Here is a 23,543-nt window from a genome sequence, read left to right on the forward strand (position 1 = left end):
ATGGCTTTAGCCTGGTTTCAATTGCCGTCTGCTTCAGCTGACAGACTAAAGGGAGATTTATTTTTATTGGCTTTAGCCAAATTTCTTCTTGGAAATTCTATATTGTCTGTATGCAATAAATTGCTTATTCAAGCATCAGGGAAAGTGTTCGCGGAAGTATTAAAACGAAATCCGATCCGGTTTGTTTTTTAACTTTTAAAATAGCGATATTATGTTGTAATATTGTCTATAATAGCATATTGTATGCTTACATGGAATGTCTGTAGATAATTTTTCAGATTTTAAAACACCCCCCGAAGAAAGTGACAGAAGGTGACAAAGTGAGCCCTTAAACGACCCTTTATTAAGACCCATATAGACAGTATTTGAGTAGACAACTAAATTGAATAAGGTAAGCAACAAAAAAAGGGACTATCCAACCTTTTGTTGTTAGATAGTCCCTCTTTAGATATCTATATATGAATTATAAAGCAAATGCAGGTTGACGATGAATCCATTGTCCACGGGTAAAATCAGGGAAATCTACCAATGCACCACCACGGGCAATAGACATTTCCGATAAACCGGAAATAGCACTCCAAGCTGCAGCATCGTAACAATCCATAGGAGCAGGCTTCTTATTCCGAATAGCATTAATCAAATCATACATCATAATATAGTCCATTCCGCCATGACCTGCTTCGGCAGCTTCAGCAGCATATTTAGCCCATAAATTATGATCATATTGTTTAAACCATTCTTCCGAATCATCCCAACGGTGAGGTTTGGATTTACCCTGGACATATACATGATTTCCATCATTCATCCACAAACCTTCAGTACCCTGAATACGGAAACCTAATGAGTAAGGACGCGGAGAGTTCGTATCATGTGTTACAATTACAGTCTGTCCGTTTGCACATTTAATCATAGAAGTGACAATATCGCCTAAGTTAAATTGTATTTTTGCCAACGGATGGTTTTCTCCACCATTATCCACAATAAACTTATGTAATCCGCGAGATTGGGTAGCCATCGCCGACAAAGAAAGAAAACGATTACCGCGATTTATATCCAAGCAATTTGCAACCGGCCCGATACCATGAGTAGGATATACATCACCATTACGATGAACAGAATGGTTTGTACGCCATTGTGCTTCGGAAAATGCGGTTGGACCCATACGAAGATCGCCACTACCCGGTTGGTATGTATAATGTTTACCATCATTGAACTTCACTTCGCGCAAATCATGCTCATAACCACAAGCTCCATGCAATAACTCTCCGAATAATCCTTCACGAACCATTCTTAATGCAGCCATGCAGTCACGACGATAGCATACATTTTCCATAATATTCAAATGGCTGCCTGTAGCCTCCGAAACATTAACCAGATCCCAGCATTCTTCCAATGTATTTGCAGCAGAAACTTCTACACCTACATAAGGAACGCCAGCCTTCATTGCAGCAACAGACATCGGTACATGCCATTCCCACGGACTGGCAATAATTACGCAGTCAAATTCTTCATTATTCAACATTTTCTCAAATTCACGTTCGCTGCCTGTATATACTTTAGGAGCCGGAACATTAAATTTTGCGATATGTTTCAATGTTGCTTCAATCGGTCCTTGCTGAATATCACAAATTGCAACAATTTTATTACCGGGAATTGCCAAGACATTATTAATATGTTCATGACATCTTGAACCTGTTCCGATAAAACCGAAACGAAGCTTACCATCATCTTTACCTACCGGTTTCTTTTTATCTTTCGCCCCCGGAGTTACTACTGTTGTAGCTGATGCCTCACCAGCTATTGCCAGACCTGCAGCACCTAAGCCTGCTACCGACATTTGTTTTAAAAATGAACGACGAGTGTTTTCCATGTTCGTATCTTTTTATTATTTCTTCAAGTTGGCAAATTTAGTTTTTTATATCTAAATTACAAATTACATTTCTAACCGAAACATTTATCGGGAATCAGAAATTCGTAATCTTACCAGTTTCTCTTTTCAATTTTTCAAACAACATCATCATTCGATGAAGTTGTTTAGGTTCCTTCTCCGCTAAATTAATTTGCTGTCCCGGATCATTTTCCACATTATATAGTTGATAACAATTACTGCGGCCGCAAAAAGAGGCATCCTCCGGATCGTTTGAAAAGTCGGGATATGGAGGTATCATTACCCAGTCCCCGTCACGCAAAGCATAATTAAAATAGCCTTCCAAAACAAGCTCTTTACGCCCATTACTGCTCCGTCCTAAAAATACAGGGAGCGTATTTTGGCTGTCAACTTTATCCGAATAAGTTTGTCCAACCAGAGACGCCAAAGATGCCAATAAATCCATCTGGCAAACCAAAGCATTAGAAACACCCGGCTTTACCACTGCCGGCCAACGAAGCAAAAACGGAATACAGGTTCCACCATTATACAAGCTTGTTTTGCCACCACGAAGAGGGCCTGCCACTTTATGGTCTCCAACAAGTTCCACGGCCTGATCCTGATAGCCGTCATCTAGCACAGGGCCATTGTCGCTGGTAAAGATAATTAAGGTGTTTTCGGTAAGCCCTAATCGATCCAGTTCCTTCAAAAATTCAGAAACGCACCAATCAGCTTCTAAAATCACATCACCTCTTGCCCCCATTCCTGACTTTCCCACAAATTTCTGATTTGGAACACGTGGCACATGAGGCTGATGTAAGCCATAATACAAAAAGAAAGGGGTATCTTTATTATCTTTCAGAAAATCTTTGGCCTTTTCCAGAAATAATTCTGCCATATCCTCATCTTTCCACTGAGCAGCTTTGCCTCCCTTTTGAAAACCAATACGGGGAACTCCGTTGACAATAGAACCGCCATGTCCCACGCTCGGATGCATCCGAAGCATTTCCGGATTATCTTTTCCTGTAGGTTCGCCCTGAAAATTTTCTTTATAACTTACAAAAAGCGGATCATCAGAATCCAAATTAACTCCTTTACCATTTTCTATAAAAATACAAGGTACCCGGTCATTAGTTGCAGCCTGAATAAAAGAATAGTCATACCCAACTTCCTTCGCTCCGGGATATACAGTCTTATTCCAATCTACAGCACCATCACCTAATCCCAAATGCCATTTACCTACAGAACCGGTTACATATCCAGCCTGTTTCATAATTTTAGGTAATGTTATCTGCTGATTGTCTATGATTAAAGCGGCATTGCCCGGTAAAATTTTTGCATCTTTATTTGTCCATGGATACAAACCGGTCAAAAGAGAGTATCTACTAGGGGTAGAAGTTGCTGCCGTACAATAACCTTGAGTAAAACGTATTCCTTCGTTGGCAATACGATCCATTCCCGGAGTATGAATACGATGTGCACCATAACAACTTAAATCGCCATATCCCAAATCGTCAGCAACTATAATAATAATGTTCGGTTGCTTAGGCTGGGTTTGAGCCAATAAAGAGACCGGCAGGGTTACCCCTGCCAGTATACTTATTATTGATGAACTTCTTTTCATTACTCAATATTTACGGATTCTGAGTCAAAGTTCCAGGATAAGCGTCAATTTCAGACTTCGGTATATACTGGACTACTAACGGGCTTGTTGCCAAAAATTCAATTGTTCCGTCATGATAACCGGGATAATGCCGGGTCATGGTATCACCAACACGATAAACATCAAAACCGCGGTCAGCCTCAAACGCAAGTTCCAACTGGCGCTCTTTCATAATCAATTGATGGGCATTCGACGCATTTAATGTCTGATAGCCCCCATTTACAATAGAGCGTTCACGTACCGTATTCAAATCTTTCAGTGCATCTGCATAATTTCCTAATTTGGCATTTGCTTCTGCACGTATTAAATAGACTTCCCCCAGACGAGATATAATAGGTGAATACAAATGCGAAACACCTTCCTGCATAGAGCATTTATAATTAAAGAATTTAGGATGTCCCTGGCTGGTATTCATAAAATAATCATCATATCCGTAGTATGTCGTACCCTCATATACAATCGAATATTTACGGCTAGCCTCATCCAGTAATGTCAGCGGATACTCTTTTGAATCCAAAACGGCAGCAACTAATTTACCATCACTTCCCACTTTCACATCACATTGCTTATAAGTATATCCGCTCACTTTACCATTTGCAACAACATTAGCAACAAAACGGAAATTACGGGTTTTATTACCTTTGTCATCAAGTTTATAGTCCGGATGTATAAATGCTTCGCGGGCATCATTACCACGGCCTGTTTCATACAAAATATCCAGATATTTGGCACTGGCATAAATCTCACCCCAACCTACCTCATTAATAGTAGCATACATACTGCCGATAGCACTCGTATAACTCGTAATGTCCGAACTGATAAATTTAACAGCAAAAATTGTCTCTGTCTGCGAAGCATCATCCGGAGCCAGTTCGTTGTATCTCATAAAGCTGGTACGACTCAGCAAGCTAAACTTTCCGCTATTGATTACATCGTCAGCATATTTCAAAGATTCTTTTGCATAATCGGTATTCGGATTTTCAAAAGTACCGCTCATATACATATAGATTTTAGCCAACATAGCTTGTGCAGCATACTTCGAAGCGTAAGAAGCCGATGTATAAGTAGTCATCAACGATTCTGCCTTTTTCAAGTCATTAATTGCCTGTGCATATGTATCTTTTACAGAAGAACGGTCTGGCAATTGCAAATTGGCAATATCATCCGGCATACCATTTACAATAGGTACTCCCATATTCTTTTCCGGCTCCTGATAATAGGGACGGCCAAACACACGGCAAAGGTAGAAATACATCAAACCTCTCATATAATATGCCTCACCTAGCTTCTGGTCGATTTCTGGCGATTCGCCTTCATTAGCCATCTTCATCAAATCACTTGTCTGCGAAATTATATTATACGCATTATTCCAGGTTGAAGACAACTGTGAGTTATTTACCGTATGCTGATAAGTAATATATGTACCAAACGGATTGGTAGTAGGTTTATCTTTGCAGATATTATCACCCGGGTATTCGCCGGTACGATGGAATACATCTGATGCACTTTTCAACTTTGCATAGCACCCGTTTAATAATATGTCGAATGCAGCAACTTTGTCGGCATCAATCTTATCTTTAGAATATTTATCATATGGAAAACGATCCAGATCGCAGCTTGTCATTAATGTAACAGCGGCAAGCGCCCATATAGCTATTTTCTTCATTTGTTTTCTCTTTAATTAAAATGAAACATTCAAACCAAACATAAACTTACGAGCCATTGGATAAGGAGAAGAAGCTACTCCCGATGCTCCTGCTACTTTTTTTCCTGTAGCTATATCCGTATTAGACGGAAGTTCCGGATCTATACCGGAAAAGCCTGATATCACAAACAAATTCTCGCCAGAGAAGAATAAGCGGAAATTGCTTATATACGGAATTTTACAAGGTAGAGTATACCCAATCGTTAAATTACGCAGACGCAGATAGTCAGCGTCTTCCAAATAACGGGAAGAAGGTTTGTTTGACTGTGATAAGTTTCCATATTCTGCTTTCGGGTGCGTAGCAATATCTCCCGGTTTTTCCCAACGACTCCAACCGCTTAACAGTTTCTGCTGGTTGTAACTGGTATAACCACCATCCGAATCATAGACAGTTCTGTCGTAGTTGAAAATCTGTCCACCAACAGAATAACCGAACACAGCCGACAAGTCTATATTTTTCCATGACAAGTCGGTTGAGAAACCTCCGTAAAAGTCCGGCGTTTGTTTGCCAACTATTACCTGATGCTTAGAAGCGTCGCTATAGTTTGAAGTAGTTACGCGTTCTCCGGCTTCATTTGTTGTATACCAAAGAGGTGATCCGGTTTCAGGATCAACACCTGCCCATTCTGTAGCATACCAGGTATCCACATCTTCACCCGGCTTCAATATCTTATCGATCGGGCCTAAAATACCTGAGTTTGCATTTGCAATAACAATTTCCGATTTGTCTCCGTAAAGCTCTGTCACTTTATTACGGTTTACACCGATATTAGCAGATACATTCCAGTTCCAGTCTCCGCCTTTCAGAATGTCGACAGCCACGGTTGCTTCAAAACCATTATTTTTAACGGCTCCAACATTACGGAACATTCCTGTTACACCTGTTACGCCAGGAAGAGGCACGTTATACAGCAAATCGGTTGTTTTTTATTATAATAATCCAGGTTAACAGTCAAACGGTCAAACAAGATAGCATCTATACCAACACCAGCCGTATATGTTTTTTCCCACGTCAAATCTTTATTCTCCACCTGGGAAATAATAGCGCCCGGAAGGCCGTTATAACCTGTACCCATACTGTACAAAGCATACTGAGGATACAACTCTGTCGGACGATTACCTACGGAACCATAACTTGCGCGTAATTTTAGTTGTTGTACCCAATCTGCTTTAAAGAAGTTTTCCTGATGGATATTCCAACCGCCGCTTATAGAAAAGAAATTACCATATTTTGCATTTTCTCCGAAGTTTGAAGCACCGTCACGACGGAAAGAGAATGACAACAGATAACGGCTGTCGTATGCATAATTGGCATTGAACAGATAAGACTGAACAGCCCATTCGTTCTGGCTACCTTTGGCTTTTTTGGGTACAATTGTCGCATCTCCAACGCTAAAACCAGGAGCGAAACCTGTAGCTATCTGATCTGTTACCTGAGCTGTATATGTATTCCATTCATACGCCAGAATCGCATTAATCGAATGCTTGTCGAATACTTTGTTAAAACGCAGCAACTGGTTGCTGTAAACACGATAGTATGAAGTAGTTTTATCTTGCAACTGACCATTTTCAGCTTGTCCTCCGGAAGAACGCGGATCATCATATTTCTTATATAAAGTACTGCCATACTTATAGTTATTTACAGAAGAGAAAGTCAACCAGTCCGTAAATTTGATATCAAAATCAAAGTTACCCATAAATTCATACTTAGTTGTCTTTTTATAGTTCCACTGCAAATCATACTGGTAGTTTACGTGGTCCGAACTTACCCAACTCGAAGGTCTGTATGCTTGAATCAGGTTACCGTCTTTATCATAAGGCGAATCCCAAGGCATGTTCTCATACATTGCACCCAGGCTATGCTGCTGGTCCATTATGTCGCTGCGCGTACCCCATACTTTCGGTTTAATAGTCAACCAGTCTGTTGCCTGGTAATCTACATTGAAACGAAAATTATAACGAGTATAGTCATATCCCTTAACTGCTCCGTTTTCATCATAAATACCGGCAGAAATGTATGTCTTTATCTTCTCGGAACCACCAGACACAGATAAGTTATAATCTTGCGCAAACCCCAACTGAGAACCGTTTTTCCACCAATCATAGTCATATCCCTGACCAATCTTATCCCATGTTTCCTGAGGAATAGCCTGTTGGTTTGCAAACGATTTATAATAACCGAGCAATTCGTCCCGGCTCATCATTTCAAAGTTACCTCTGTTCAATTGGTTTACCCCCATCTTTGCTGAAACATTGATGGTAGCCTTACCTATTTTACCTTTCTTTGTTGTAACAACGATTACGCCATTAGCACCCTGAGATCCATAAATTGCAGTAGAGGCAGCATCCTTCAAAATTGACATAGATTCAATATCCGAAGGGTTCAAGCTTCCCGCACTATTGCCAACAATAACACCGTCAATAATCCAAAGCGGGTCTGTACTACCGTTTACAGTAGATTTACCACGGATAACAACCGTACCTGCAGCTCCCGGCTGTCCACCACCGGATGTGACATATACACCTGGAGCTTTACCGGACAACAAGTTTTCAACCGAAGGAGTCGTTGCATCCAACAACTTATCGCTGCTTACCACCTGCATGGCACCGGTAAGGCTTTCTTTCTTCTGAACACCGTAGCCAACAACTACAACTTCATCCAGATTTTGTGTATCTTCTTTCAAACGGATAGTCATTTTCCCTGCGGTCGACTTCATCTCCAAAGGAAGATAACCAATATATGAAATAACCAATGTAGCATTGGCCGGAACATCTTCCAACACAAAGTTGCCATCAAAATCGGTACTTGTTCCGTTTGTAGTTCCTTTCACAAGGATATTCGCACCAATGATCGGTTCACCTGTATGCGCATCAACAACTGTTCCTGCAATCTTCTGAGTTTGTTGAGCAGCCTGTTTTTCTGATACAACCGGATTTGAACCTTGTTTAGATGAAGTTTTGTAAACGATAATTCGGTTATCGTTTACATAGAAATCAGCATGCTGATTTCTAAGTGCGCTTTTCAATATTTCCTCAACAGAACGGTTTGACATATCCATAGTGATACGTTCATTCATATTAATGTCATTGTTCCGTATAAGAAAAGAATAATTAAACTTAGCTTCGATTAAGTCAAAAAGTTCTCTCAGCGTTGTTGTCTCTGCCTGAACCGACATTATCTGTGTCTGTAATTCGGAAGCAGAAACGGTTCCAGATACTAAAGGCATACCTGCAAGCATACAAGCAGTAACCACAAGCCTACTGGTCTTTTTAAAATAGTTCATTTTCATGAAAAGTTAGATTTGTAAATAATTCTTGTTTTTTCGATAATAAAAAAATCTCGTTCTTTGAGAATAATTTAGTTTTTTCGTAATTTCTATGCCATATTTTAATAGTTTAGATTAGTACTCTTTTATTTATATTTATCTCGTATTACAATTTCATTTCCGTTTCGTTTCCACGTATATTTATGTTCCATGTCTACTTCACGCAAAATTTCGTTTAAACTATACTCTGGAGAAAAGCTTCCCGAAAATATTTCATTTTGTAATGATTCGCTATCAATAGATATATTCACATTGAATTTACGTTCCAAATCTCTTACGATCTCTGAAAACGGTTGTTCTGTAAATTTCAGATGTCCATTTGTCCAAGCGTAGGAATCATCACCTTTTATCTCAACTATTTTTACACATTTGTTCTCTTTATTAAAGCTGAACATACGGTTTGGAGCCAGCACCACTTTTTTTGACTTATGATCGTCATCATTTAAATGGATATTTACTTTCCCGGAAACTAAAGACACATCCATTAGTTGTTCATCACGATATGCTTTTACGTTAAAATGAGTTCCCAAAACTTGGATATCCAACATCTCGGCCTTTACAATAAAAGGTTTCGAATGATTCGGTTGAACTTCAAAATAAGCTTCACCTTCCAATAAGACCTCCCTCTCTTTTTGGTTAAAATCCTTACTATATTTTAAAGAAGAACCGGCGTTGACCCATACAACAGAATGGTCTGGTAAAATGACTTTTGAACGAGTTCCCATCGGAGTTACTGTTTCAAAATATGCCATTTCTTCCTTAACACTGTTTTTGCCCATATAAAAAGAAAACGTCCCTATGGAAATCAATATTAAAATAGATGCAGCAATTTTACTCCACAAACCTATTTTACTACTAACTTTATTTTGAAGAACAGTTGTATTTAAGTTTCCAAAATGCTTTTCAAAATCAGATTTCATATCCGAAACAAAAAGAGGCACGTGTGCTATAGCCCACCAATCAGTCATTTCTGAAAAAATTTTCGAATGGGATTCATCAGACTCCAGCCATTGTAATAATTCTTTTTCTTCGGCTTCAGACAGATTACCGGAAAAATAATCAAAAAGAAGATTTTCTATATTTGCGTTTTCCATTTCTTTTATTCAGATATATAATAACGTATTTTTAAACTACGTTTTATAATAAATACACACAAATGATAAGTTGCGTTTAAAAGAAATGTAATTATTTTTGAAAAAAATCATATATAAGAAGAAAAGCCGGATAAATATCCCCTAAAATATCCTTCAACTTGGATAGTCCTATCTTAATTTGTACACGCACGGTACTGGTTGCAATATTATTCTCTTTTGCAATCTCATCGTACGATTTATTATAATAAAGATATTGTACAAATATGTCACGGCATTTTTCAGGTAATTGGTTAACAGCCGATAATATTTTCTCCTCAAATTCTTTATTTTCAAGTTTTGCCAGAGGATGAGCCTCTCCTTCCACCTGATGCTCCTGTATATTCAACAAACTTTCTTGTATATCAGATAAAGGTATTTCCTGTAAATGTTGCTGGCGAAGATAATTAAGGCATCTATTCTGTATGGAACGAACCAGATAAGCATTTACAGGATAAGTTAATGATTTCCTATTATTCCAGACATTCAAAAACACATCGTTTACAATCTCTTGTGCCGCTTCGGCATGGTATATATATTTAGTTGCCACAGCACACAGATATACGTAAAAAGCAATGTATAACTGTTCAAACGCTTTGGCATCTCCTTTGTTAATACGAGCAATTATATCTTCTTTAATAATCTGCACAGATCTATTCTTGTAAGCTTGCATTTCTCATTTGCAAACATACTTAAATATTTTGACTTTCATATTATGATTTTAACATAAAGAAAACCGGACAAACAAGATTTCTTACTTTTTACCGGCTATTTTCTGTTGTTGCTTTCCATTTTGCGCCTGTCTTTTCTTATTCCGCCAATAGCTGCCGTCTCGTTTACTGCCAAACATATTACGTTTCTTCGACTCTTCTCTCAAAGCTTCTTTCTTCTCAGCAACAGCTATTTTAACTTCCGCCGTCTCAAATTCATTACCACCGGCCACCGGTATTTGTTTGTTTATGAGCTTATGAATATCTTTCAACAACGGAACCTCCTCAACATCACAAAATGAAAAAGCAATCCCTTCCCGTCCGGCACGTCCCGTACGTCCGATACGGTGTACATAAGTTTCGGGCACATTCGGTAACTCATAATTAATTACATGCGAAAGATGATCCACATCTATGCCACGCGCTGCTATGTCGGTTGCTATCAATACACGTGTAGACCTGTCCTTAAAGTTTGACAAAGCACGTTGGCGTGCTGTCTGGCTTTTATTTCCGTGAATAGCCTCAGCACCGACTCCCGCTTTTGTCAGGACGCGGGCTACTTTATCTGCCCCATGTTTTGTCCGGGTGAATATAAGCACCGATTCAAGCGATTTATCTTGCAACAATTTTATCAGCAAATCCATTTTCTCACTCTTCTTCACATAATAGACAAATTGTTCGATTTTATCTACTGTCGAAGAAGGAGGAGTTACCTCTACTTTCTCCGGGTCTGAAAGAATAGTATCTGCCAGCCGTTCTATCTCTTGAGGCATGGTAGCCGAGAAAAATAACGATTGTCTCTTTTTAGGCAGCAATGGAAGAACTTTCTTAATATCATGTATAAAACCCATATCCAACATCCGGTCGGCCTCATCGAGTACAAAAAAATCAAGAGATTTCAAACTGATATAACCTTGTCCTATCAAATCAAGCAAACGGCCCGGTGTTGCGATAAGCACATCCACACCACTTCTCAGCGCATCAGTCTGCGGTTTTTGCCCTACTCCTCCAAATATCACCGTATGGCGTAATTTGGTAAAACGCCCATATGCCGCAAAGCTTTCATCTATCTGGATAGCCAGTTCCCGTGTTGGAGTCAGAATTAGCGCCTTAATACCACGTGAATGTCCTAAAACCTTCTGTTCTTCGAGTTTCTGTATAATAGGAATTGAGAATGCTGCCGTCTTACCGGTTCCTGTTTGTGCACATCCCAGCAAATCATATCCTTTTAATACCACTGGAATAGCTTCGGTTTGTATAGGGGTTGGAATAGTGTAACCTTCTTGTTTTAGAGCCTTAAGTATAGGCTCAATCAAATTCAATTGTTCAAATGTCATCTAAAATAATAGTTAAGCCATCACGGCTCTTTATGTAAATAATGGCACAAAGATAGGAATTTTTATTTTGAGTTCCATAATAATTAATCAAGTAGCTATAAAAATGTCTTATAACAAGCAGGATTTAATTATCTAAACCGCAATATTTCGATGCCCAATTAAAACCTGTCGTAATAGAAAATATCTTTTCTCGAATACGGCAATATACAAATTCGGGGTTTAATCACATTTCACTTCATTTTGTGCAATATTGATGTTTTTACTTTCTTTCTTGTATTCTGGATGTAATATGGTGAGAGTATCCTGTTTGTTCAGTGTAGAAGAAGCATATTCTTCGTCTGATACAGCATGAAGTTGGATAACATGGTCTTTGACAGAGTGTTCGGTAACGGTCATACGATGGTAGTGCCAAAAATTACGGCTTCCTTTCTCAAACAGAAAGTGAACTATCATGGTTTCTCCCGATTTTTTCGGCATGGAGATTCTTACATCTCCCGTATTGTTGGCAGAGGGAGCTTTTTGTTCCAAGGGGAAAATTGCCGATTGGCTGGCACAACTGTTTAGCAGTGCTACCACGATTATTACAAATAAAAATTTATGTCGGCTTCAGGACAAAGTCGGCGGGCATCGGTTACTGTACCGGATATTCCGCTGCTGGCACTTGTGCAGAACATGGCAATCTTCTTTCCCGATTCATTCAGCACATTCTCGCCAGCGTATGTATCAATGATAGAACAGATGAAGTTATCGAAATTATTCAATACATAATTATCCTCGACCTTACACTCCATTACTACCGGAGCATCCTTGATGACAGGTGTACCGCCATCGCCCATAAAATAGTCGAACACTCCGCTTTTGTCTGTTTTCTCTCCGCTTACCGTGCCTACATAATCAGCTTTGGGAAGCATGTCTTCGTCCACGATATTTACCGAGAATTTCATAGTCTCTTTGATGCCTTTGTTGGTGTAGTGTTTCTGAAAGAGGCTTACCATGATGTGGTCGTGACACATGATACCCACATGTCCTGCCAACATCCAGTTCACCTTGCCATCCACCATCGTGCCTATTACGATGGTGGGAGTAGGATAAAGTGCCAATATACTTCCGATATTCTTTTTCATATTCCTATCTATTTGTTTGTTCCTGCTTTTAAGGATATCTGCGACATGCTTGTCGGGGCAAGGGCATTCATATCCACCAAGTCCAAACTCTTAACCATGTGGAGCGTTCCTTGCTTGTAGGTTTGAAAATGCGTTGAAACGATGTGCTTCCGGTATGCCTCCATCGAAGCATAGATTTCCACAATCCGGATTTGATGCTTGTCACGTTTCGTCTGCATGGGGAATATACACACTACTCCCGTCTCTTCTTTTACCGAAGTGGCACCTACATTTCTTGCAGCTTCAAGATATTCGTCGAGATACTCGGGATAGACTTCTATCTCGGATATTCTGATTAACATACTGTCCGTCACTTGGTTTTGCGCAAACCCCGTTAATGAACTTATCATCATGAGTAGAATAATAACTTGTTTTTTCATTTTTTACTTCTGTTTGAATAATCGTTTGGCATTGTTCCCCCATATATCTTCCGTGTGGACTCTGAGCATATCATTGGCCTGCAATTTCTGAACAAGACTTTGCTTTACCTTTATCAAAATGTCATTTGGCACAAATCCGAAATCAGAACCATACATAATGTGGTCGGGCGTGGTGATAGAAAGAAGCATTTCGAGTATTTCCGCTGTCGGCCCTCCTGCCAAGTCATAATAAAGATTAGCCAGATTCTTCTCCACATCCACTTTGTTTGCCAATCCTTTTGATACAAGCAGAGGAAGTGCGGCACGGAATCGGGGCAGGGCGATAGGCAGAAAAGAACCGCTATGTGGCACAATGAACCGAATGTTGGGATAGCGAACCATCACGTTGTTTACTATCATATTCAACACAGCCCTTGTGGTCTCTGCCGGATATTCATAAACGAATATCGGGCCTCCGGTAAAAATGTTTTCAGGACGTTGTGCCGGAACATGCGGATGAATTATCACCACGGTACCACGTGCATTCAGCACTTCCATAAGCGGGTCGAGCTTACTGTCGCCCAGATACAAGCCACGAACGTTTGTGGCAAGTTTGATGCCATCGGCCTGCAGGGTATCGAGCGCATAAATCGCTTCGGCAATGGCTCTGTCCATATCAGGAAGAGGCAGAGATGCACAAAACAGGAACTTTCCCTGATAAGAAGCCTTAGTTCGTGCAGCCTCTCTATTGACAGAGCGGATAATCTGTGCCAATTCTTCCGTATTGCCGAAATACGGTTGTGGTGAAGGCATGGTAAGAACCGAACAATCTATACCGGCCTCTTCCATAAAAGCGAGATGCGCCTCTACGCTCCACTCCGGTAACGGACAACCATCTTCCATTTCGGCATGATGACGCTTCAACGCATTCATGTAATCAGTCGTCACGATATGCGAATGGACATCTACCACTTGTTGAGCAAATGAATTTGCAGACATCCATAGCCCCAAAAGAAGCAACATGCATTTCATTGACTTTATTCTTTCATAAGTTTGCCATATTGTTCATCATCTACCGCTTCAAGCCATTCGTTGCTCGTATTCTCGCCGGAAACCTCTATGGCAAGGTGAGCAAACCAACTGTCGGCAGCAGCCCCATGCCAATGCTTTACACCGGCCGGGATATTTACCACATCGCCGGGGCAAAGAACCCGTGCCGGTTTTCCCCATTCTTGATACCAGCCTTTTCCTGCCACGCAAACAAGAATTTGTCCGCCGCCTTTTGTCGCACGATGAATGTGCCAGTTGTTGCGACAGCCCGGCTCGAATGTCACATTGTAAATGCCCACTTGCTTGGTTGATAAAGAAGCTAAATAACTTTGTCCGATAAAATATTTTGCAAAAGCATCGTTAGGTTGCCCCATAGGGAACATCATCTCACGTTCAAAGGCAGCTTTCGCATCTGCCGCACTGCCGCTTTCTTCGTTCCATACTTCCTTAGCCAAGCGGAATGCAGCCCAAGCCTTTGGCCAACCTGCATAGAAACTGATATGAGTAAGCGCCTCGGCTATTTCGGCACGACTAATTCCGTTATTCTTGGCACTTTGCAAATGATATTTCAAGGAAGAATCCGTAATGCCCATACTTACCAGACAGGTTACTGTAATCAGGCTACGGTCACGAAAGCCGAGCTTGTCGGTTCTGTTCCACACTTCTCCGAAGAGTACATCGTCGTTGAGTTCTGCAAACTTAGGTGCAAAGTCGCCCAACTGGTCACGGCCTGCCGTCTGCTTTATTTTTTCTTGTCCGTTCATTGTCATGGCTGTTAATGATAGCATGAAGGCCATCGTTATTGTTTTATAATTCATAGACATCTGTTTATTATTGTATTAGTACATAGGATTTTCCCAAGCTCCTTTGGTATCCACTCCTGTCTTTGCCGCCAAATTCTCCAAAAGGGTCGTTTCTTCACTATTCAGGCTAATAGTCGCAGCCGCTACTGTTTCGGCTATATATTTCGTTTGGGTAACCCCGATAATGGGCAACGTGTTTTTGGCAATCGCCCATGCTATTGCTATTTGCGAAATCGTTGCATTGCGTTTGTCTGCCATCTCTTTCATGGCATAAAGTAAAACATCAAGTTTGGGCAGTATTTTATTGTAGGTTTCAAGTCCTCCGCCTCCAGATGATTCCCGAATACTTGGTCGCCTCCTGCGGCACCTGTGCCCCACGACCATGTTCCCAATGCGATTGTCGGTAATTTCTTCATTATTCTTTTCATTTTTTGGTTTGAAACAATTTTGATAATGCAAAATTAGGGAGTTTCAATCACTTGACTGCTATACACATTACAGAACGAACAACCATTTTTACGGATTATGCACTGTGCCGTATCAGTTTCATTATAAATCTATTACCTTTGTGGCAAAATGAAAAAAGAAAGTACGTATGGAAAGAATTGCAAGGATTGATACAATCCATCAATACAATGAATACATGGGAGTGGAAACATTGCATCCGCTGGTTAGCGTAGTTGATATGTCGAAATGTCCGCCCAGAGAATTTCATCGTATCAACTACGGTCTGTATTGCATTTTTCTGAAAAACGTAACATGCGGTCCGTTGCGCTATGGTATCAACTACTACGATTATCAGGACGGGACTATTGTGGCGGTGGCTCCCGGACAAATTTTCGGAGTGGAAAGCAATGAACCTATCCAACCTAAAGGTTGGGCATTGGTTTTTCATCCTGACTTACTCTATGGAACAGAACTGGGACAGACTTTGAAGGAGTATACTTTTTTTTCGTATGATGCCAATGAAGCCCTTCATATATCCGAAAAGGAACGTGAAATCATAGAACAATGTTTCAGCAACATTCTCACCGAATTGAACAGGGAGATAGATGCACATACCAACAGCCTCGTAGCACGCAGTATCGGAATGTTGCTGGATTATTGTATGCGCTTTTATGACCGTCAGTTCATCACACGGCATAAAGCGAACAGCGATATTCTGAGCCGATTTGAGAGAGTACTCTCTGATTATATCCTTTCCGACCGTCCTCGTCAGTTAGGTTTGCCTACCGTGTCTTATTGTGCGGATAAAGTCTTTCTCTCGCCTAATTATTTCGGAGATTTAATAAAGAAAGAAACAGGAAAAACAGCACAGGAATACATTCAATTGAAGATTATAGACCGAGCCAAACAGTTATTGGGAGAAAGAATACTGTCTATTAATGAGATAGCGGATGAATTGGGATTTAAATATCCAACCCATTTCACTCGTTTATTTAAGAAGAGCGTCGGCATTTCTCCATCGGAATATCGGTTGAGCTGTTAATCAATAAAAATAATATTTTAGACTGGCAGAATATGTCTGAATCCCAGCATTTGGTTGAGCCGTGGATTATCCTCAATCCCGATATACTTGTAACCATACCGTGGTGCATACTCCTTGAAGAACCGCACAAGTTCCTGCAATTCCTGTTCCTGCTTCTTGGCAAAGTTGCAGTGCACAAGAAACTGAGCGATATATGCCCGACCGTGTTCTTTACCTTGTCATTGAGCAACGTCTGTAACTCAAACTGTTCATCCATCTGTTCGGGTGTTCCCTCCACACCGACCGCTTCCAGCAACTTGGGTTTGTCCTCTCTCAGCACATAGCATACGCAACCGCTGAAAGAAGTCCCTTTCGTCTGTTTACCTATCATCTTTCAGCCTGTTTATGAGCTGGGACACTGCCTTTGCCATGTTCTCGCACTTATCGGCTACGGCAAAGAATCCGTAGGTGTTCGCCTGTCACCGCAAACGCTTTATTCATAAGCCATTCAATGCCATTTCTCCCTTTTTATTCGTTTATTCCAGAGATTTTTAGTAATTCTGGAAAACTTTCGTTAGTGCCTTATACAAAGGACTTTGGGAGAATTGCCCATTTTTGAGGTAATGACTTGGCAACTGTGCAATCTGCAGCGTTCTGCCTTGATTTGCTATTCAAGTAACTCTTTGCATCACAAAGGTAATATATTTCTCTGAAAGACAAAACCATTGATGTCAACTTCAACATCAGTTTACAAAAAAATCATTCATTAAGTATATGGAAAGGGGGCTTTCTTCTTATGGAGTTATTGATATTCAATCATATTTAAACTTTGATATATATTATACTGGTCATCAAGCATAGCTCCATTTGCAAACACAATACCTGCTTCTTGAATAATTCCATGGCTTTCATGAGCATGTCCAAATAGATGATAATGAGGTTTAATTTGCAATACTCTATTCTTTAAAGAAACATTACCCCAATGAATGTTATTACTTTCGTCCAAAATTTTAATTGGAGGTTCATGCGTGACAAGTACATCCACATTATCGGGTATTAGGTTCTCATCGTGATTATACGATAGTCCCCAAAAATTAATGCCATCTATCCTGCATCCACAATCTTGAAGAAAGTGCATATTATCCGGCAAGTCCTCTATGCTTTCAGCATCCCATAGGCAAAGGTCGTGGTTGCCGGTAATGAAAATTTTTTCACGATATGGCAAATCAATGAACCAATTTAGGAAATCAAGCACTTCTGTTTCTGTCCCTTGCTCCGTAAAATCACCACAATGCACAATCACATCAGCGACAGGCAAATTTATAAGGTGTTGATGAAGATTATGAGTATCTGATATTTGAAGTATTTTCATCGTATTGAAATGGAAATATTTTCGACACACGTGTCTCCTTCATGGAATATTTTGTATTCTGAAACATTGGTCAATGATTCATACTCCGAGCTTTGGTCTTTGTGAATGGGTATCACCCCTATATGTGGATTGACAATTTTGCAAACCTCTGCCAGTGTATGCACATCAGCGTGTCCACTGGTGTGTACTCCGTCTTTAGTTCCGTCAAATACACGTTCTTCAAAAAGCTTGCGGATTTTTATTATGTTTTCGTTGCTATAATCTTTATTCTTTTCGGCATATCCTCCCCACATGGAATATATCAGCCAAGAATCTTCACTGTTGTAAATATCCATCATACTTTCAACCAAAGGTAAACTACTTGCACGTATAAGCATCAAGAATCCTTCTTGGCTTAGTTTCTTCTTTACCTTTTCCGTTTTGAAATTGAGTAATTTGAATGTATCAAACTTGTAAAGGTGAGAATGTTTTTCTTCATACTTTGAGAATATGTCGAGTATTTCCTTTTGATATTCATCAACAACGAATACCCGACCAGCCTCTTTGCAAGACGCATTAAACGATGCAAGCCTGTCTATATCCGTTGAAGAACATAGTGCAAAAACATACTTATGCTTCTTCAATATTTCGATTACATTGCGTTGAAGTTCATGTTCAGATATTACCTGTTCCTGCTTTCTACCAAGCATTGTCCCCTCTGTGATTAGAATATCAACCTCACCGACATGTTTTTCTAATGTAGGAAATAAGCCTTTGCCAAGATAACCATGCCTACGAAAGTCACCGGTATGAAGAATCTTCTTCCCTTCACATTCTATCTTGAACATATAGGCGTCGAAAGCAGAATGACTAACGAAATAAGGTGTCAGAAATATCTCCCCCTTACTACTGACATCAATGCGGTGTTTAATATAGTAAGGCAATATGTTTTTTACAGTTTCAATCTGCTTGTTATACTCGCCGGATTTATTTAATACCTCATATTTACAAAGCATTACATCTTTTGCTCCTGCACCTATATATTGTTTTATGCAAGAGGGAATCAGATGATGCAGACCAACGTGGTCTCCATGGTAATGAGTATAGAAAACAGCATCCGCATTTCCGACAATATCACAAACTTGCCTTTCTGTCAATTCCACTTTTTGGCTTCCGGGAAGGTTACTTCCGAAATCAATCAAAATTTTACAGCTTTTGGACGAGATTTCCGTGATACAGCCACCGATTTGATTGGCACCTCTATGGACTGTAATTTTCATTATAAAGTTATTCGTAAATCAATTTTTTTAATTATCGGTTCACACATACCATTTTTGTTAGCTTCTTCTATTGCGATACTTGCTTGTTTGTCCAACAACTTTTGCTCTTTTTCTCCTCTATATGCTAATATAATCATCATTTTAGGCTTAGAGGATAATTTCAATTCTTTTTTCTCTCCTTCAATAAGCCCCAAACGTGATTTAATGTCAATGATACTTTTCACATCACTTTTAAGGTCGTTACATACTTCCTCTTTGTTTGTTATTATTTTTGTTTTCTTTATATGGTCTACAATACCAGACTTTCCTTCTGTTGCTCCTGTACCAACTTTCAACTCCGTAAGATAAATATCGTTTGTACCAAATTCATTTGGCTGTGTATCAACGATAACAAGATCTATTCTCGTCTTTACGGTTCGTCCTGTTTTGTTTATGCCGGATTGAGAGAACTGCCATTCCATATCAACGACAAGAAAACGATTATTGAAACTACGGTTTCCTAATGCTATATTTTGCTGAAAGCCAAATTCAACCCCTATCTTGTGCTTGTATACAAGTTCTTTTGCTTGTTTAAAATACTTACGTAAGCATGAGGCGTTTTTGAGTGTGTCTGCTTTCTTTTTTGTATCAAATAAATCCGTTAGAGGAACACCTTTATTATACTGCTTGTCAAGTGGCTTTATTTGGAAATTGTTTTCATTCGTGTATTTGATTGTAAGTATTTTACCTTTTCTGTAATAAACCATCACCTCATTATCCTTTCTAATTTCAAAAGATAATTCAGGGTCTTCTTTTATTACATCAAATAGTTTCTTTAAGCATCCATTTCTATATGCTTCGATATGCTCAGATGTTATTGTTCTCATATTGCTTTATTTATTTTGTTATAACCATCATTATTCAATAAGGTATGTAAAAGTACAATAAATCCGTGATTTAGTATTCAACTATCACGGATTTATTATGATTTACAGCTTAATATCTCGATTTTGTTTCTTTATAGGCATTCCCAATGCTTCCATGAACTCATCTTTCTTTCGTCTGAACCAGCTTACATGTGAAACTCCATCAATCTTGAAATCGAATTTTCCGCTTTCGTCCTGTTTGATGGAGCAGACGGAATGTCGGGTATCAAAACTTTGGTTAAACTCAGAAGAATATAGTTTACCTTTTATTCCGACCTCCTTGAACTCACACAATCTTCGAATTATTTCATCATTGAATCCCAAACGGTCTCGCAGAAAGTTTATCACGGGCATCAGCCTTTCCACGTACGGGAAGTAGCGTTTGACAAAATCCACGAACTCGGACAACCTGCGGTTCTGTTGTTCGTATGCGTTTTTCACCTCCTGCACCTGTTTGGCTTGCCGTTCCTCACGTTGTTGGGCTTCATTTTCAAGTTCAGAAATACGGTTTTGCAAGGCTGAATTTTCCCTTTCCAAAGTCTTGACCTTGTTACTTCCGAAAAGAGAACCGACACTTTCCGCTATGTTGGTGGCTGCGGTCGTGGCTGCGCCTTTCAGCCACATGCAGTTCAGCCAGATGGTGGCGTTTTTCAGTCCCCGTTCAGCCGTGAGATAAGCCGCAAACTCCTTGATGAAGTCGGGCGTAAGTTCCAGCATGGACATGTCCGTCCGTTTGTAGAACGACTTGATAAAGGCTGCGACATAGTTCCTTGCCCTTACCATGACCTTGTATGTGCCGATGCTGCGGTCTTTGCCGACACGTTTCAGGAAGTTGGCGCAATCCTTGTCGAAAGCCTTTATCAGTGTCTCATACTCGCTTCCTATCCCTTGATAGGCATTGCGCACCATTTCTGCCGTTACGTATGCCTCACGGTCGGATATGCGCTGGTAGTGCTTGATGATTTGCGCCTTGATGTTATCCAAAGCCAGATTGATGTCCCGTGCTTCGGTACTCTTACCTTTCGCCCGGTTGCCTTTCGCATCCCAAAGGGTTTTCGGGATGGTCTGCTTGCAACTGAACTGCGCCACAGTACCGTTGATTGTCACTCGTCCCATGATGGGGACAATACCGTCTTTCTCCTTGCTGCCGTTCACGTAGAACAGCACTTTGAATGTACTTCTTGCCATACTCGCTTTTTTTGTTTGCAAAGTTAAATATCAACGAGTTAGACCTTGATACGCAAATCGGTGACAAACGGTGCAATAGCATCTCTCATATGTTAAATCTTACTCTTTCATGGGTAATGATTTAGCAACCATTCTTCTTCTTAAATCCGCTTTTCTTTGCGTTTTCCGATTTTTCGGCTTGTCATCATTTGACACCGTAACAACTCTGATATTAAGTCGTTTAGCGTCATTTCTTCCGTTTTTCGAGGTTATTCCAGAGATTTTTTGTATGTTTGTCAATTAACACCTACTTCCCTCTTTATTTATATGAATGAATTACTAAAACTGTTAAAGAAATTTTTCGGATATACTTCTTTTCGCCCTCAACAAGCAGAAATAATACAACGAATATTGCAAAAAAAAGATTCATTGGTATTAATGCCTACCGGCGGAGGTAAATCAATCTGTTACCAATTGCCTGCTATCTATTTACCGGGAACAGCAGTCGTTGTATCACCTCTGATTGCCCTAATGAAAGATCAGGTAGGTGCTTTAATTGCAAATGGCATACCGGCAGCAGCCCTCAACAGCACGACGCCGGAAGATGAAAAGCAAAATATCAAACAATTTTGCATGCAGGGTAAAGTAAAGCTACTTTACATCTCGCCGGAAAAAGTAATGAGCGAGATAGACTGGCTGCTTCCCCGATTGGATATTTCTTTAATTGCAATTGACGAAGCACATTGTATTTCACACTGGGGACACGACTTCAGACCGGAATATACACAACTATCCATATTAAAAGAACGGTTTCCTAAAGTTCCGATTATAGCACTCACTGCCACAGCCGACAAGATTACGCGAAACGATATAATACAACAATTAAAATTACACGACCCCGAAACATATGTTTCCTCTTTCGACCGTACGAATTTATCGCTTACCGTACGACGCGGACTAAATAAAAAAGATAAACTAGCCGCTATAATACATTTCATCTATGCCCATAAGCGACAATGCGGTATCATTTACTGTATGAAACGAAATGATACCGTAGAGTTAGCTCAAACACTTGCAACATACAATATAAAAACAACAGCATATCATGCGGGGCTTCCGCCGAATATCAGGGAAAAGGCACAAAACGATTTTATTAAAGACCGCATAGAAGTAATATGTGCAACTGTTGCATTCGGTATGGGTATAGATAAAAGCAATGTCCGTTGGGTTATACACTACAATATGCCATCCAGTATCGAAAATTATTACCAGGAAATAGGGCGTGCAGGACGTGATGGAATGAAAAGCGATACACTCCTTTTTTATTCAATGAATGACTTAATTGTTCTAAAGTGGTTTATAGAAGGCAGTCAGCAAAAAGAGATTAATATGGAAAAGCTACAACATATGAAACGCTATTGCGAAGCAAACATATGCCGCCGCCGTATTCTGTTAAGTTATTTCGGTGAAGAATCTGAACACGACTGTGGCAACTGCGATGTTTGCAAAAATCCGACGGAACGTTTCGACGGAACTGTTTTAGTACAAAAAGCGCTAAGCGCCATCGTCAGGACAGGCCAACGTATAGGCATGAGACTAACCATTGGGATTTTACGTGCATCCAATCAGAACGAAATCATAAAAAAAGGATACGATAAACTGAAGACTTACGGGGCCGGGAAAAACCTGTCTTATAAAGAGTGGAAAGAGTATTTATATCAAATGACTCAGCTTGGTTATCTGGAAGTAGATTATACCAGAGAGAATAACTTTAAAGTCACCCCGCTCGGCACAAAAGTATTATATGGAGAAATGAAGACACAACTTGCTATTTATAAAGAGCCTGACGACCTTGAACATCCGAGAATGTTGCCTTCTTTCAAAGCACGTCCTATTCGCCCGATCAGTTCGGAATCTATCGATGAAACCTTACTTGATTCACTTAACCAGTTACGCAAACAAATCGCTGAGCGTCAAGAACAACCTCCGTATATCATCTTCTCCGATGACACACTTGAAGATATTGTAAAAAAGAAACCTGTCACCATCGATCAGTTTAGTGGGATACATGGTGTCGGACAAATGAAACTGGATAAATATGGAAAAGTATTTGTCGCCCTTATCCGTTTCGTATTGAGACTGCCAAAATCAGAATGATCCCGATGTTGTCAAAAAATCATCGGGATCATTTTATAAAAACATCGGGATGATTTTCCAAAATGATCCTTAACTTTGCATCCACAAAATAAAAAGAAGAAT

The 23,543-nt window shown here is 39.9% G+C and carries 20 protein-coding genes and 3 pseudogenes; 3 read left to right on the forward strand and 20 right to left on the reverse strand.

Annotation, left to right across the window (positions count from 1 at the left end):
- The coding region (locus C4S38_RS16060; protein WP_103983684.1) for a hypothetical protein at positions 1-192 on the forward strand (192 nt) is incomplete at its 5' end.
- Between the two features lie 271 nt (positions 193-463).
- Here C4S38_RS16060 and C4S38_RS10315 read toward each other — a convergent pair.
- From C4S38_RS10315 to C4S38_RS16070, 14 genes and pseudogenes are all read right to left on the reverse strand, one after another.
- Positions 464-1,870: a Gfo/Idh/MocA family protein gene (locus tag C4S38_RS10315; protein WP_103983685.1), complete on the reverse strand. Its 1,407-nt coding sequence runs from the start codon at positions 1,868-1,870 to the stop codon at positions 464-466.
- Positions 1,871-1,964: 94 nt separating this feature from the next.
- Positions 1,965-3,491 carry a sulfatase-like hydrolase/transferase gene (locus C4S38_RS10320; RefSeq protein ID WP_103983686.1) on the reverse strand — a complete coding sequence of 509 codons (1,527 nt, stop codon included), beginning with the start codon at positions 3,489-3,491 and terminating at the stop codon, positions 1,965-1,967.
- Between the two features lie 10 nt (positions 3,492-3,501).
- Positions 3,502-5,196, reverse strand: a complete 1,695-nt coding sequence (locus tag C4S38_RS10325) for a RagB/SusD family nutrient uptake outer membrane protein (RefSeq protein ID WP_103983687.1) — start codon at positions 5,194-5,196, stop codon at positions 3,502-3,504.
- 15 nt (positions 5,197-5,211) lie between these two features.
- Positions 5,212-8,525, reverse strand: a pseudogene (locus tag C4S38_RS10330) (SusC/RagA family TonB-linked outer membrane protein).
- Positions 8,526-8,647: 122 nt separating this feature from the next.
- Positions 8,648-9,655, reverse strand: coding sequence for a FecR family protein (locus C4S38_RS10335; RefSeq protein WP_103983688.1), 1,008 nt, complete (start codon positions 9,653-9,655; stop codon positions 8,648-8,650).
- 91 nt (positions 9,656-9,746) lie between these two features.
- On the reverse strand, positions 9,747-10,340 hold the full coding sequence (locus C4S38_RS10340; protein ID WP_234999346.1) for an RNA polymerase sigma-70 factor: 594 nt from the start codon (positions 10,338-10,340) through the stop codon (positions 9,747-9,749).
- Positions 10,341-10,445: 105 nt separating this feature from the next.
- Positions 10,446-11,738 carry a DEAD/DEAH box helicase gene (locus tag C4S38_RS10345; protein WP_103983690.1) on the reverse strand — a complete coding sequence of 431 codons (1,293 nt, stop codon included), beginning with the start codon at positions 11,736-11,738 and terminating at the stop codon, positions 10,446-10,448.
- 219 nt (positions 11,739-11,957) lie between these two features.
- Positions 11,958-12,314: a cupin domain-containing protein gene (locus tag C4S38_RS10350; protein ID WP_234999347.1), complete on the reverse strand. Its 357-nt coding sequence runs from the start codon at positions 12,312-12,314 to the stop codon at positions 11,958-11,960.
- 5 nt (positions 12,315-12,319) lie between these two features.
- Positions 12,320-12,862, reverse strand: a complete 543-nt coding sequence (locus C4S38_RS10355; RefSeq protein ID WP_103983691.1) for a flavin reductase — start codon at positions 12,860-12,862, stop codon at positions 12,320-12,322.
- Positions 12,863-12,870: 8 nt separating this feature from the next.
- Complete coding sequence (locus C4S38_RS10360) at positions 12,871-13,281, reverse strand: putative quinol monooxygenase (RefSeq protein ID WP_234999348.1); 411 nt, start codon at positions 13,279-13,281, stop codon at positions 12,871-12,873.
- Positions 13,282-13,284: 3 nt separating this feature from the next.
- Positions 13,285-14,292, reverse strand: a complete 1,008-nt coding sequence (locus C4S38_RS10365) for an amidohydrolase family protein (RefSeq protein ID WP_103983692.1) — start codon at positions 14,290-14,292, stop codon at positions 13,285-13,287.
- Positions 14,293-14,297: 5 nt separating this feature from the next.
- Entirely contained in the window at positions 14,298-15,128 is an 831-nt protein-coding gene (locus C4S38_RS10370; RefSeq protein WP_394340848.1) for a carboxymuconolactone decarboxylase family protein, read from the reverse strand.
- Between the two features lie 21 nt (positions 15,129-15,149).
- Complete coding sequence (locus C4S38_RS10375; RefSeq protein ID WP_234999349.1) at positions 15,150-15,380, reverse strand: aldo/keto reductase; 231 nt, start codon at positions 15,378-15,380, stop codon at positions 15,150-15,152.
- Positions 15,377-15,529, reverse strand: coding sequence for a hypothetical protein (locus C4S38_RS16070; RefSeq protein WP_234999350.1), 153 nt, complete (start codon positions 15,527-15,529; stop codon positions 15,377-15,379). Before C4S38_RS16070 ends, C4S38_RS10375 begins: the two co-directional genes overlap by 4 nt.
- A 179-nt stretch (positions 15,530-15,708) precedes the next feature.
- On the opposite strand from C4S38_RS16070, the gene C4S38_RS10380 reads away from it, so the two are divergent.
- Positions 15,709-16,602, forward strand: a complete 894-nt coding sequence (locus tag C4S38_RS10380) for a helix-turn-helix domain-containing protein (RefSeq protein WP_103983694.1) — start codon at positions 15,709-15,711, stop codon at positions 16,600-16,602.
- A gap of 178 nt (positions 16,603-16,780) precedes the next feature.
- Here C4S38_RS10380 and C4S38_RS10385 read toward each other — a convergent pair.
- The 6 genes and pseudogenes from C4S38_RS10385 to C4S38_RS16075 all read right to left on the reverse strand — a co-directional run.
- A pseudogene (locus C4S38_RS10385) lies at positions 16,781-16,972 on the reverse strand (relaxase/mobilization nuclease domain-containing protein); the annotation flags it as partial.
- Positions 16,962-17,060, reverse strand: a pseudogene (locus tag C4S38_RS16275) (plasmid mobilization relaxosome protein MobC); the annotation flags it as partial. The pseudogenes C4S38_RS10385 and C4S38_RS16275, both read right to left, overlap by 11 nt.
- Before the next feature lie 323 nt (positions 17,061-17,383).
- Positions 17,384-17,953 (reverse strand): metallophosphatase domain-containing protein, encoded by a 570-nt coding sequence (locus C4S38_RS10395; RefSeq protein WP_103983695.1) that lies wholly within the window; start codon positions 17,951-17,953, stop codon positions 17,384-17,386.
- The gene (locus tag C4S38_RS10400; RefSeq protein ID WP_103983696.1) at positions 17,950-19,212 is read right to left on the reverse strand and encodes an MBL fold metallo-hydrolase; all 1,263 of its coding nucleotides are present in this window, start codon (positions 19,210-19,212) and stop codon (positions 17,950-17,952) included. Before C4S38_RS10400 ends, C4S38_RS10395 begins: the two co-directional genes overlap by 4 nt.
- Entirely contained in the window at positions 19,212-20,078 is an 867-nt protein-coding gene (locus C4S38_RS10405; protein ID WP_103983697.1) for a hypothetical protein, read from the reverse strand. Before C4S38_RS10405 ends, C4S38_RS10400 begins: the two co-directional genes overlap by 1 nt.
- Positions 20,079-20,180: 102 nt before the next feature.
- The gene (locus C4S38_RS16075) at positions 20,181-21,305 is read right to left on the reverse strand and encodes a phage integrase SAM-like domain-containing protein (protein WP_103983698.1); all 1,125 of its coding nucleotides are present in this window, start codon (positions 21,303-21,305) and stop codon (positions 20,181-20,183) included.
- 306 nt (positions 21,306-21,611) lie between these two features.
- Between C4S38_RS16075 and recQ the strand changes: the two genes are divergently transcribed.
- A complete protein-coding gene (gene recQ, locus C4S38_RS10415; protein ID WP_103983699.1) occupies positions 21,612-23,441 on the forward strand; it encodes a DNA helicase RecQ in 1,830 nt (609 codons plus the stop codon).
- Positions 23,442-23,543 lie beyond the last annotated feature (102 nt).

Origin of the sequence: Parabacteroides chinchillae (genome assembly GCF_900108035.1) — a bacterium.
Lineage (GTDB): Bacteria > Bacteroidota > Bacteroidia > Bacteroidales > Tannerellaceae > Parabacteroides > Parabacteroides chinchillae.